Origin of the sequence: Pseudoxanthomonas jiangsuensis, assembly GCF_010093185.1 — a bacterium.
In the GTDB taxonomy this organism is placed as follows: domain Bacteria; phylum Pseudomonadota; class Gammaproteobacteria; order Xanthomonadales; family Xanthomonadaceae; genus Pseudoxanthomonas; species Pseudoxanthomonas jiangsuensis.
Genome location: NZ_PDWL01000014.1, coordinates 1 through 12,218 on the forward strand (window position 1 = coordinate 1; position 12,218 = coordinate 12,218).

9 protein-coding genes are annotated in these 12,218 nt (G+C 71.3%); 1 reads left to right on the plus strand and 8 read right to left on the minus strand.

The window, feature by feature from the left end; genetic code table 11:
- Positions 1-106: 106 nt before the first annotated feature.
- From rfbD to CSC62_RS09950, 8 genes are all read right to left on the minus strand, one after another.
- Positions 107-1,039, minus strand: coding sequence for a dTDP-4-dehydrorhamnose reductase (gene rfbD / locus CSC62_RS09915; protein WP_162406026.1), 933 nt, complete (start codon positions 1,037-1,039; stop codon positions 107-109).
- Positions 1,036-1,593: a dTDP-4-dehydrorhamnose 3,5-epimerase gene (gene rfbC, locus CSC62_RS09920; RefSeq protein WP_162406027.1), complete on the minus strand. Its 558-nt coding sequence runs from the start codon at positions 1,591-1,593 to the stop codon at positions 1,036-1,038. Before rfbC ends, rfbD begins: the two co-directional genes overlap by 4 nt.
- Entirely contained in the window at positions 1,590-2,477 is an 888-nt protein-coding gene (gene rfbA / locus CSC62_RS09925) for a glucose-1-phosphate thymidylyltransferase RfbA (protein WP_162406028.1), read from the minus strand. Before rfbA ends, rfbC begins: the two co-directional genes overlap by 4 nt.
- A 57-nt stretch (positions 2,478-2,534) precedes the next feature.
- A complete protein-coding gene (gene rfbB / locus CSC62_RS09930; RefSeq protein WP_162406029.1) occupies positions 2,535-3,587 on the minus strand; it encodes a dTDP-glucose 4,6-dehydratase in 1,053 nt (350 codons plus the stop codon).
- Between the two features lie 46 nt (positions 3,588-3,633).
- Entirely contained in the window at positions 3,634-4,146 is a 513-nt protein-coding gene (locus tag CSC62_RS09935; protein WP_162406030.1) for a single-stranded DNA-binding protein, read from the minus strand.
- 245 nt (positions 4,147-4,391) lie between these two features.
- Positions 4,392-6,959, minus strand: coding sequence for a beta-galactosidase GalA (galA, locus tag CSC62_RS09940; RefSeq protein WP_162406031.1), 2,568 nt, complete (start codon positions 6,957-6,959; stop codon positions 4,392-4,394).
- Positions 6,960-6,993: 34 nt separating this feature from the next.
- Positions 6,994-8,139, minus strand: coding sequence for a glycoside hydrolase family 53 protein (locus CSC62_RS09945; protein WP_162406032.1), 1,146 nt, complete (start codon positions 8,137-8,139; stop codon positions 6,994-6,996).
- A 69-nt stretch (positions 8,140-8,208) separates the two neighbouring features.
- Positions 8,209-10,854, minus strand: coding sequence for a TonB-dependent receptor (locus CSC62_RS09950; RefSeq protein WP_162406033.1), 2,646 nt, complete (start codon positions 10,852-10,854; stop codon positions 8,209-8,211).
- A 318-nt stretch (positions 10,855-11,172) separates the two neighbouring features.
- On the opposite strand from CSC62_RS09950, the gene CSC62_RS09955 reads away from it, so the two are divergent.
- Positions 11,173-12,180 carry a polyprenyl synthetase family protein gene (locus tag CSC62_RS09955; RefSeq protein WP_162406034.1) on the plus strand — a complete coding sequence of 336 codons (1,008 nt, stop codon included), beginning with the start codon at positions 11,173-11,175 and terminating at the stop codon, positions 12,178-12,180.
- Positions 12,181-12,218 lie beyond the last annotated feature (38 nt).

The following is a 12,218-nucleotide window of genomic DNA, read 5'->3' on the forward strand; positions in this document are numbered from 1 at the left end:
CGCCAGCACCGCCCCCAGCACCCACGCCACCACCACCCTGCTGCACTGCATGTGCGACTCCTTCCCTGGCCCCCACGGGCACCCCGGGGCGGAGACTAGCGGAGTTTCAGACCGTGCGGGCGATGTCCCCGACCACCGCGTGCAGGCCCTGGCGCCAGTCCGGCAGGACCGGAGCGAAATCGCGGCGCAGACACGCGGTGTCCAGGCATGAGTAAGCCGGCCGCTGCGCCGGGGTCGGGTAGTCGGCGGTCGCGATCGGCAGCACCCGCGGCGCGCGCGGCAAAAGGCCGGCGGCCACCGCCTCGGCGAAGATCGCCTCGGCGAAGCCGTGCCAGCTGGTCTGCCCGGCGGCGACCAGGTGCCAGGTGCCGGCGACCGCGGCGTCGGCCAGGGCCTTGCCCAGCGCGAGCGCGGTGACGTCGGCGATCAGCGCCGCCGGGGTCGGTGTACCGGTCTGGTCGGCGACCACCCGCAGCTCCTCGCGCTCGGCACCCAGACGCAGCATGGTGCGCAGGAAATTGTGGCCATGCGCGGCGTAGACCCAGGCGGTGCGGAACACCAGCGCCTGGCCGCCGGCGGCATGCACCGCCTGCTCGCCAGCCAGCTTGCTGGCGCCGTACGCGCCCAGTGGCGCCGTAGGGTCGTCCTCGCGGTAGGGACGCGTGCCCTGGCCGTCGAACACGTAGTCGGTCGAGTAGTGCACGAACGGGATGCCGGCCGCGGCGCAGGCGCGGGCCAGCGCGCCGGGGGCGTCGGCATTGATCCGGAACGCGGCCTCCGGCTCGGTCTCGGCCTTGTCGACGGCGGTGTACGCGGCGGCGTTGAGCACCGCCGCCGGCGCCAGTTCGCGGACCAGCGCGGCCAGACCTTCAGGATCGGCGAGGTCGGCGACGACGCCTTCGCCGGGCGCATCGCCCGCGGCCAGCGCGTCCAGCCGCCCGTCGCGGGTGGCGACGACCACCTCGCCCAGCGGCTGCAGGCTGCGGCGCAGTTCGCGCCCGACCTGGCCGTTGCCGCCGACCACCAGCAGCCGGGTCACGGCACGAATACCGGCAGCCGGTCCTGCGCGATGTCGGCCAGGAACGGCGCGGCTTGGTCCTTGGCCGACAGCACCGGATCGGAGATCGGCCAGTCCACGCCGATGTCGCCGTCGTTCCAGCGCACGCCGGCGTCGGCTTCCTTCACGTAGACGTCGGTGCACAGGTAGCTGAACACCGCGCGCTCGGACAGCACCGCGAAACCGTGGGCGAAGCCCTCCGGGATCCAGAACTGGCGCCGGTTCTCCGCGCTCAGCAGCACCGCCTCCCAGCGGCCGAAGGTCGGCGAGCCGCGGCGGATGTCCACCGCCACGTCGTAGACCTCGCCTTCCAGCACGCTGACCAGCTTGCCCTGTGGCCGCGGCCACTGGTAATGCAGGCCGCGCAGCACGCCCTTGACCGAGGTGGAGACGTTGCTCTGCACGAATTTCGTCGGCAGCCCGTGCTGGCCGAAGCGCTCGGCGTTCCAGGTCTCGAAGAACACCCCGCGCTCGTCGCCGAACACCGCCGGCTCGATCGCCACGCAACCCGGCAGCGAGGTCTGGATGATCTTCAACGCACCACCCCGCGCGCGACCAGGCCCAGCAGGTACTGGCCGTAGCCGTTCTTGGCTAGCGGCGCGGCCAGCTTCTCCAGCTGCGCGGCGTCGATCCAGCCCTGGCCGTAGGCGATCTCCTCCGGGCAGCTGACCTGCAGCCCCTGCCGCGCCTGGATCGTCTCGATGAAGTTGGCCGCCTCGTGCAGCGACTGGTGGGTGCCGGTGTCCAGCCAGGCGTAGCCGCGGCCCAGCTGCTCCAGGTACAGCTGCCCGTCCTGGAGGTAGCGCTTGTTGAGGTCGGTGATCTCCAGCTCGCCGCGCGGCGAGGGCTTGAGCTGCGCGGCGTAGTCGCTGGCCCGGCCGTCGTAGAAGTACAGGCCGGTGACCGCGTAGTGCGAGCGCGGCTGCGCCGGCTTCTCCTCGATTCCGACCACCTTGCCGCCAGCGTCGAACTCGGCCACGCCGTAGCGCTCCGGGTCGTTGACCCAGTAGCCGAACACGGTCGCGCCCTCGGTCCGCGCACCGGCGCGCTGCAGGGTGTCGGTCAGGCCGTGGCCGTGGAAGATGTTGTCGCCCAGCACCAGGCAGCTGGGCCCGCCGGCGACGAAATCGCGGCCGATCAGGTAGGCCTGGGCCAGGCCGTCGGGGCTGGGCTGGACCGCGTAGCGGATGTCCATGCCCCACTGCGAGCCGTCGCCGAGCAGGTTCTGGAACAGCGCCTGCTCGTGCGGGGTGTTGATGATCAGCACCTCGCGGATCCCGGCCAGCATCAGCACGCTGAGCGGGTAGTAGATCATCGGCTTGTCGTACACCGGCAGCAGCTGCTTGCTGACGCCCTGGGTGATCGGATAGAGCCGGGTGCCGGAACCGCCGGCGAGGATGATGCCCTTGCGTGTCGTCATCGCTTTTCCTTGGGGAGTCCGCGCACGGATGGGCGGGCTCTTGCGGGGGAACCGCCTTTACGCCGTGCCGATGCGTTCGAGCCGGTAGCTGCCGTCCAGCACCCGGTTCACCCAGTCCTGGTGCTCCAGGTACCAGTCCACGGTGGTGGCGATGCCCTGCTCGAAGCTGTACTTCGGCTCCCAGCCCAGCTCGTCCTTCAGCTTGGAGGCGTCGATCGCGTAGCGGCGGTCGTGCCCGGGTCGGTCGGCGACGAAGGCGATCTGGCTCTCGCGCGGCTGGCCGTCGGCGCGCGGGCGGCGCTGGTCCAGCAGGGCGCAGATCGCCTTGACCACCTCGATGTTCTGCTTCTCCGAGTTGCCGCCGACGTTGTAGGTCTCGCCCGGGCGGCCCTTGGCCAGCACGGTGCGGATCGCCTCGCAGTGGTCGGCCACGAACAGCCAGTCGCGCACCTGCCTGCCGTCGCCGTAGACCGGCAGGGGTTCGCCGGCCAGGGCCTTGGCGATCACCAGCGGGATCAGCTTCTCGGGGAAGTGGTACGGACCGTAGTTGTTGGAGCAGTTGGTGGTCAGCACCGGCAGCCCGTAGGTGTGGTGGAAGGCGCGGACCAGGTGGTCGGACGCGGCCTTGCTCGCCGAGTACGGGGAGTTGGGAGCGTAGGGCGTGGTCTCGGTGAACTTGCCGGTCTCGCCCAGGGTGCCGTAGACCTCGTCGGTGGACACGTGCAGGAAGCGGAATGCCTCCCTGGCGGCGCCATCGAGGGACTTCCAGTGGTCGCGCACCGCCTCCAGCAGGCCCAGGGTGCCCACCACATTCGTCTGCACGAACGCGGCCGGGCCGTCGATCGAGCGGTCGACGTGGCTTTCGGCGGCGAAGTTGAGCACCGCGTCCGGGCGGTGCTCGGCCAGCAGCCGCGACACCAGGGCGCGGTCGCCGATGTCGCCGTGGACGAACACGTGGTCCGGGTTGCCGTCGAGCGAGGCCAGGGTGTCGAGGTTGCCCGCGTAGGTCAGGGCATCGAGGTTGACCACGCGCACGCCGCGCGCGACCGCCTCCAGCACGAAGTTGCCACCAATGAAACCGGCGCCGCCGGTGACGAGCCAGGTCGGCACGTGTCGCTCCTCAGCAATACGGGAAAGGGACGGTTGCGCCGTGGTATCAGAACGGGATGTCGTCGTCGGCGAATTCGTCGAAGCCGCCGGCCGCCGGGGCGGCCGCGGCGGGCGCCGGCGCATTGCGCGGCGGCTGGCCGCCACCGCCGAAATCGCGGCGCGGCGGGGCGCTGCGCTGCGGGCGCTCGCCGCGGTCGGCATAGCCGCCACCGCCCTCGCCGCCGCCACGGCCGCCGAGCATCTGCATCTCGTTGGCGACGATGTCGGTGGTGTACTTCTCCACGCCGTCCTGGCCGGTGAACTTGTCGTAGCGGATCTCGCCCTCGACATAGACCTGGGAGCCCTTGCGCAGGTACTCGCCGGCGATCTCGCCGAGCTTGCCGAAGAACACCACCCGGTGCCATTCGGTGCGCTCCTGGCTGTTGCCCTCGCGGTCCTTGCGCACGCTGGTGGTGGCCAGGCTGATGCGGGTGACCGCCATGCCGCCCTGGGTGTACTTGGTGTCGGGGTCGTTGCCGAGGTTGCCGACCAGGATGACCTTGTTGATGCCGCGCGCCATAGTCTTGGATTCCGTGTTCAGGCCACGACCGGGCCCGGGGAAAGGTAGGGGAGTATAAGCCGGGCCCCTGCGCAAGCGCTGAATCGCCCGTGCACGTGTGGGAATTGCCTGCGGCGAAGGAATCGCCCCGGCCGACCGCCGGATTCGCGGCGGCGCGGGGCCGATCGGAGCGGGCTGAATGGCGGTCCGCACGGGAAGCCGGGGCGGCGCGCCGGCTCCGCGCATCTCCTCCGGCGGACCCCGCCTCAGGCCACCCGGGCGCGCTGCGGCGCGGCGGCGGCGGCGATCTCCAGCACCGCGCCGCGCAGGCCCGGGCTGCTGGCCTCGACCCGGACCGTGCCGGCCTGGCGGCCGGCCTGGACCAGTGCCATGCACAGGCCGTTGAAGGCCTTGCGGTGGTCGGCCTGGTCGGGTTCGTGGCTGCGCGGGTCGCCGTTGCCCACGCCGATCAGCCGGCCCGGGCCCAGGACCTCGAACGCTACCCGGTGGTCGGCGGTCGGCACCGGCCGGCCCTGGGCGTCGACGATCTCCACCGCCACGACCGCCACGTCCTCGCCATCGGCCTTCAGCCCGGGGCTGTCGCTGCGCAGCACGATCGCCGCGGCCGCGCCCGCCGTCTCGCGCCGTTGCACCAGGATCCGCTCGCCGTCGCGGTAGCCGTGGGCCTCGATCGCGCCGGGCGCCCAGCGCACCCGCCACTCGGCATGCCCGTGGCGCGGCACCCGCTGCCGGCCCTGGCTGGCGCCGTTGACGAACAGCTCGACCTCATCGAGGTTGCTGTGGCACCACACATCGACCATGCCGTTGTCGTCGGGGCCGACCAGGGCCTCGCCGTTCCAGTGCGGGAACAGGTGCAGCACCGGCTCGGCGGTCCACTGCGCGCGGTAGTACCAGTAGTTGTCCTTGGGGAAACCGCAGCTGTCGAGCACGCCGAACTGCGAGGCCACGTTCGGCCAGCGGTTGTAGGGCGTGGGCTCGCCGCGGTAGTCGAAGCCGGTCCAGATGAAGCCCCCGGCCACCCATGGCCGCTCGGCCACGAACGCCCACCACGACTCGGACGAGGACGCCCACCACGGGTAGTTGCCGTCGTAGCCGCTGGTGTAGCCGCTGGCCGGATCGCGCAGGTAGTGGCCGCGCACCGAGACCGAGGACGCGGTCTCGCTCCCGTACACCGGGACGTCCGGGAAGCGGGCGTGGAATTCGTCCATCTGGTTGGTGCGGTAGTTGAAGCCGACCACATCCACCACCCGGCCCACGCCCTCGGGCCGGTCCCAGCCCTTGTCCATGGCGAAGGTGCTGGGCCGGGTCGGGTCCAGGCGCCGCGCCAGGCGCTGCATGCTGGAGACGATCCGCGCGCCGCGCGCGGTCACCATCTGCGGCTCCTCGTTGCCCAGCGACCACAGCACGATGCTGGGATGGTTGCGGTCGCGGCGGATCATCCGCGCCAGTTCGTCCAGCGACTGAGCGTCCGAGCCCATCCGCCGGGTCTCCTCGATCACCAGCATGCCCAGGCGGTCGCAGGCCTCCAGCAGCTCCGGAGTGGCCGGGTTGTGGGCGCTGCGGTAGGCATTGCAGCCCATCGCCTTGAGCTGGACGATCCGCCACTCGTTCAGCGCGTCGGGGATGGCCGCGCCGACCCCGGCGTGGTCCTGGTGGTTGCAGGTGCCGTGCAGCTTGACCGGCACGCCGTTGAGCAGGAAGCCGCGCGCGGCGTCGAAGGCGACCGTGCGCAGACCGAACGCGGTCTCGACCGCGTCCGCCACCCGGCCTTCCTCGCGCAGCTCGACCGTCGCCCGGTAAAGCTGCGGGCTGTCCAGCGACCACAGCGCCGGGCGGGCGATCTCCAGCGCGCGCTCGACCACCCGCACCTCGCCCGGCGCGACCTCGATCGCCGCCGCGGTGTCGCGCGCGACCTGGCGCCCGTCCGGGGCGAACAGCGTGGACACCACCGCGCAGCGGCGCGGCCGCGCGCCGTCGTTGCGGATCTCGGTGCCGACGGTGGCAAGGGCGCGGCCGTCGCGCAGCTCGCTGCGCACGTACAGGCCGCCGGCGGGCACGTGCAGCGGATCGCTCTTGCGCAGCCAGACATGCCGGTACAGGCCCGCGCCCTCGTAGAACCAGCCCTCGCCCAGGCTGGCGTCGACCCGCACCGCGATCTGGTTGCGGGCGCCGTAGTCGAGCACGTCGCTGAGGTCCACCTCGAAGCCGCAGTAGCCGCTCTCGTTGCGGGCGACGAGGTGGCCGTTGCAGAACACCAGGCAGTCGCGGAAGGCGCCGTCGAACTCCAGCACGATCCGCCGGCCGAGGTCGCCGGCCGGCACGTCCAGCGCGCGCCGGTACCAGCCCACGCTGGTCTCCGGGTGTTCGCGGCCGAGCTTGCGGTAGCCGTGGGCGGCGGCCGGGTCCTCGCCATGCGCCGGCGCCAGCGGGTTGTCCACGAACGGCAGTTCCACCGCCCAGTCGTGCGGCAGGTCGAGCAGGCGCCAGCCGCTGTCGTCGAAGTCCAGCCTGGCCGCGGCGGCGGTGTTGTGGCCGGCCTTGGCATACGTGCGCTGGTAGGTGCCGAAGTCGAAGTCCCGGGCCGGGTCGGCAGCATGGCCGAGGTGGAAGCGCCAGCCGGCGTCCATCAGCAGGCGTTCGCGCGGGCCGCCGGCGGCGGGAGCGGTGGCGGAAGGCGCTTCCACTCCGTCCCCGGCATCGGCGTGGGCGGCCTCGACCCGCAGGCTGGTGGCCAGCGCACCGGCCGGCAGGGCGGCGCGGATGCTGCCGGCGAGCATGGCGCGCAGCAGGTCGCGGCGGGTGGCGTCGGTCATGGGCGTGGCTCCGGGTGCGGGCGCCGCCGCGGCCTCACGGCTGCGGCCAGCGGTAGTCGTGGCGCATGTAGCCGATCCCCGGCAGCAGTTCGTTGCCGCGGCGGAAGTCGAAGAAGGTCGCGTTCTCCCAGGCCGAGCCCTGGCCCCAGCGGGTCTTGCAGGCGCTGGTGGTCCAGGCCGGTTCCCAGTAGACGATGCCGCTGCCGCCGGCGTCGATGATGGTCTGGGTCAGGTCGACCAGGTAGCGCAGCTGGCCTTCGGGCGTGGCCGGATAGCCCGGCACCAGGGCGTCCTCGCCGAGCAGGTTGTGGTGGCTGTCGGCCGAATCGCGGGTCCACGGGTAGGCGGTCTCGACCACCACCACCTCGGCCTGCGGGTAGGTGCGGCGCATCAGCGCGATGGTGTCGGCCAGGCCCTGCTCGGTCCGGGTCGACCACTTGCGGTAGTAGCTGATGCCGATCAGGTCGTAGTCCACGACCCCGTGCGCGGCCGCGTCGGCGAACCACTTGGGCACGTTCTCCGGCTGGGCGATGTGCAGCATCACCTTCGGCGCGGTGCCGGTGGCGCGGCCGGCGTCGCGCACGGCGCGGATGCCGGCGTCGAACAGCGCCGCGTTGCGTTCCCAGTCGATCGGCGCCTTCTTGTCCCAGTGCACGGTGCTGGCCAGGTCCGAGTTGCTCTCGTTGCCGACCTGGACCTGCTCGGGCATCAGCCCGGCGCGGTCGAGCGCGAGCAGCACGTCGTAGGTGTAGTTGTACAGGGTGCGGGCCAGGTCCTCGGTGTCGGCGATCCCGGCCCAGGCCTTGGGCACGATCTGCTTGTCGCCGTCGGCCCAGTCGTCGGAATAGTGGAAGTCCAGCAGCACCTGCATGCCCTGGGCGCGGGCGCGGCGGATGGTTTCCTTGACGTCGGCCAGGTCGCTGTAGCGGGTCCAGCGGGCGTCGTTCCACAGCCGCACGCGCACCAGGTTGGCGCCGTGCTCTTTGAAGATCGCGTACGGATCCTTCGGCTGGCCGCCTTCGCGGTAGACCACGCCGCAGTCCTCCATCTCGTTGACGTAGGACAGGTCGGCGCCGAAGTAGAAGTGCTCGCGCGACGGGCCGGCGGCGCAGGCGCCCACGGCCGGCAGGGCCAGGGCCAAGGCCAGCGCGCCGCGCCGGATCGTGGATCGGTGGGGCATGGGAGCTCCTGTGTTTTTTGCGGCTTGCGCCCCCCCCTCCCGCCGGGGGAGGGGCCCGCCGATGTCGCTTCAGAACCTGAAGGTCGCCTCCAGCGCCACGCGCCGGCCGAACAGCTGGTAGCCGCCGTCGTCCTGGTTGGCCAGGCGGTTCTCCTTGTTGTCCAGGTACACCCGCATCGGCTCGTCGGTCAGGTTGCCGGCCTGCAGCTTGAAGCCCCAGCGCTCGGTCGCCTGCCAGGCCAGGCTCAGGTCGATCGAGTCCTCGCTCTCCAGGCGGGTCAGGTGCGAGCCGTTCCAGCCGTAAATCACCGTGTAGGGGCTGTGGTACTTGTAGCCCAGCCGCGCCTCGAAGGTGCCGTTGCTGTACCACAGGTCGAAGGTGCCGGTGTTGCGGGCCAGGCCGCTGAGCGGCAGCGGGTCGTTCTCCGGCGAGAACTCGTGCAGGTTCGAGTCCACGTACGAGTAGTTGGAGTACACGCCGAAGTTCTCCAGCCCCGGGATGAAGTAGAACGGGGTCTGGAAGGTCAGCTCGACGCCGTTGACATGGCCGCCGCCGCCGTTGAACGGGCCGCTGATGAGGTAGTCGTTGCCGTCGATGGTCTCGTGCCCGACCTTGTAGCCGATGGTCGAGTCCACCCACTTGCGGTACACCGACACCGCCGCCATCGACTCCTCGTGGAAGTACCACTCGTACGAGGCGTCGAGCTGGGTGGCGCGGAACGGCTCCAGGTGCGGGTTGCCGCCGCTGCCGGTGAGCTGGCCGACGGTGGTGTTGGGGTCGTCCAGGGCGCGGCCGGTGCGCAGCTCGTCCAGCGGCGGGCGGGCCACGACCTTGGCCGCGGCCAGGCGCAGCATGTGGTCGTCGGCCAGGCGGAAGTTCAGGGTCGCGCTCGGCAGCACGTCGGTGTAGGACTCGCTGGCGCGGCTGGGCACGACGGCGCCGCCGACCGAGTCGTAGCCGGTGCTGGTGGTGTCGACCTTGACCACGCGCACGCCGATGTCGCCGCTGGCGCGGTCGCCCAGGTAGTACGGCGCCTTGACGAAGGCCTCGCGCACGTCCTCCTTCACGTTCCAGTGGTCGAGCAGCTGCTCGGCGGTGGCGCCGAAGCCGCCGAAGGCCAGGTCGGCGATCGCGCCGATGTCGCCGGTGTACAGGCCCGGCACGTTCAGGCCCGGCATCGACACCGGGCGGTAGAGGCCGTCGTACGCGCCGATCGCCTGGTCCCAGCCCTCGTAGCTGCCCAGGAAGTGCCGGTTCTGCTTCTCCCGCGAGGCCACCCGCACGCCGAAGTCCAGCGAGGCGAACGGCGAGTCGTCGAACGCGCGGCTGGCGGCCAGGGCCAGGGCGGCGATCTCGTCGCGCAGGCTGCCCGGTTCCAGCTGGCCCTGCACGCCCCAGGCCGGCGCGTTCGAGCTGATGGCAATGTACGGGTCCACGCCCTTGCGCAAGTCCCAGGACACCGTGTCCGGGTTGCTGCCGAACCACACCGCGCGCCAGGTGTTGTCGCGCTTGGCCTGCGACCAGGACAGGTCGCCGGTGACGGTCCAGTCCTCGCCGCTCCAGCGGGTCTTCAGGCCGGTGGCGGCCAGGGTCTTGACCTCACCGTAGTTGGCCATGACGTGGTTCACGGTGAGCCCGGAGTTGGCCAGGGTGCCGGCGACCACGTCGTTGTCGACGATCGTGTACGAGGAGCCCGGCGTGGTGTACGGGTTGGCGCCGGACCAGATGCTGTAGGCCCAGTCGTTGAACCAGCTCTGCGCCTGCTGCTCGTCGATCTCGATCCGCGAGTACAGGCCGTCGAGCTTGAGCTCGAAGTCGCCGGACTTCCACTGCAGGGCGCCCATCGCGCCGGTGCGGGTCTGGTCGATCAGCTTGAGCTGGTCGGCCGCGCCCCAGGGCGTGTAGTCCAGGTCGCCGTCGCCGTCCACGTCCATGGCGTTGCTGTCGTCGGTGTAGCCCCAGCTGCCGACCAGCGAGTTGGCGTTCTTCTGCTTCTGGTAGGTCGCGCCCAGGGCCACGGCCAGGTTGTCGTTGACCTTGTGGATCCAGCTGGCGCCGAAGCGGTTGCCCCAGGGGCTGTAGCCTTCCACGTCCTTGCCTTGGTCGTAGTAGACCGCGCCGGCGGTGCCGACGAACTGCGGGCCGCGGTAGTCGAGCGGATCGACCGTGGCCACGTCCACGGTGGCGGCGATGCCGCCGGCGATCAGGTCGGCCGACTGGGTCTTGTAGACCTTCACCTGGGACACGACCTCGGTCGGGAACACCTCCCAGCGCACCGCGCGGGTCGGCTCGGAGGAGGCGATCTCGCGGCCGTTGACCGTGCCCATGGTCATCCGCGGGCCGAGGCCGCGCACGGTGGCCAGGCTGGCGTTGCCGCGGTCGCGGGTGCCGTTGACGCCGGGCAGGCGCACCAGCGCCTCGGCGATGGTCACCGTGGGCAGCTGGCCCATGTTGTCGGCAGCGATCACCTCGACGATGTGGTCGTCGGCCTGCTTGACGTTGATCGACTTCTGCATCGAGGCGCGGGTGCCGGTGACGACCACGCTGTCCAGGGTGGTGGTGCCGGACTCGTCCTGGGCGGCCGGGGCGGCGTCCTGCGCGGCCGCGGCCAGCGGCGCCAGCAGGACCAGGGCGATCGAGGCGGAGAGCAGGTTGCGGACAGACGGACCGGGCCCCACCCGGCCGGCCGGATGGCGGTTGTGATTCGACGGCATGACTTGTTCCCTCCCAGGGACACGTGAACCGGATTGGTTGTGGTGTGCGTCCGTCCCCGGCGCCGGCGCACCGGCGTCGCGGTGCGGAGGGTCGGCATCCAGGGCCGGCGGCGTTGCCCGGCGATCGCCGCGTTCTCCCCCGCGCGATCCCGTTTTTCCGGCCGCGTCCACAATGACCGGCCGATGCAGCGTCGATCAGGAGGGTAGGAAGCGCACCAATTCCAAACAAATGAAATATTCCCAGATATATATCTTCATCTGGAATAGCTTGCCGGCCGCCGCCCCCTATAATTCCGCCCACATTTCCAGGCGGCCCGCATGCCAGATCACTCCAGCGTCCTTCCCCACGCCACCCTGCCGCAGATCCAGGCCCTCGCGGCCGCCGACATGGCCGCGGTCGATGCCCTGATCCGCACCCGCCTGGCCTCGGACGTGGTGCTGATCAACCAGATCGCCGAGCACATCGTCTCGGCCGGCGGCAAGCGCCTGCGGCCGATGCTGGTGGTGCTGGCCGCGCAGGCCGCCGCCGGCGCCGCCGGGCCCGGCGCCGACCGCCACCAGCTGGCGGCGATCGTCGAGTTCATCCACACCTCCACCCTGCTGCACGACGACGTGGTCGATGAATCCGACCTGCGCCGCGGCCGCAGCACCGCCAACGCGATCTGGGGCAACGCCGCCAGCGTGCTGGTCGGCGACTTCCTGTACTCGCGCAGCTTCCAGCTGATGGTCGAGCTGGACCGGATGGAGGTGATGCAGGTACTGGCCGACACCACCAACCGGATCGCCGAGGGCGAGGTGCTGCAGCTGCTGCACGTGCGCAACCCGGACACCGACGAGGCCGCCTACCTGCGGGTGATCGAGCGCAAGACCGCGGTGCTGTTCGCCGCCGGCACCCGCCTGGGCGCGCTGGCCTCCGGCGCCGATGCGGCCGCCCAGCAGGCGCTGTACGACTACGGCATGGCCCTGGGCTACGCCTTCCAGATCGCCGACGACGTGCTCGACTACACCGCCGACGCCGCCGACCTGGGCAAGAACCTCGGCGACGACCTGGCCGAGGGCAAGGCCACCCTGCCGCTGATCCACGCCATCGCCCATTCCGGCGAGGCCGTCCGCCAGCGTCTGCGCGCGATCGTCGAGCACGGCGACGATGAGGCCATGCCCGAGGTGCTGGCCGCGATCCACGCCACCGGCGGGCTGGAATACAGCCGCCAGCGGGCAATCGACTACGCCGCCGCCGCCGAGGCCGCGCTGGCCGGCTTGCCACAATCGCCGGCGCTGGCCGCACTGCGCGGCCTGGCCCGCTACGCGGTCGAGCGCACGCACTAGACCTCGCTGGCCGCCCTCACCGGCAGGCGCCGGTCCTG

What these genes read in the sequence shown, in the direction of transcription:
- CSC62_RS09950 (WP_162406033.1), bottom strand. Translation starts at nt 10,854, where the DNA reads ATGCCGTCGAATCACAACCGCCATCCGGCCGGCCGGGTGGGGCCCGGT.
- CSC62_RS09955 (WP_162406034.1), top strand. Translation starts at nt 11,173, where the DNA reads ATGCCAGATCACTCCAGCGTCCTTCCCCACGCCACCCTGCCGCAGATC.
- CSC62_RS09945 (WP_162406032.1), bottom strand. Translation starts at nt 8,139, where the DNA reads ATGCCCCACCGATCCACGATCCGGCGCGGCGCGCTGGCCTTGGCCCTG.
- CSC62_RS09935 (WP_162406030.1), bottom strand. Translation starts at nt 4,146, where the DNA reads ATGGCGCGCGGCATCAACAAGGTCATCCTGGTCGGCAACCTCGGCAAC.
- galA (WP_162406031.1), bottom strand. Translation starts at nt 6,959, where the DNA reads ATGACCGACGCCACCCGCCGCGACCTGCTGCGCGCCATGCTCGCCGGC.
- rfbA (WP_162406028.1), bottom strand. Translation starts at nt 2,477, where the DNA reads ATGACGACACGCAAGGGCATCATCCTCGCCGGCGGTTCCGGCACCCGG.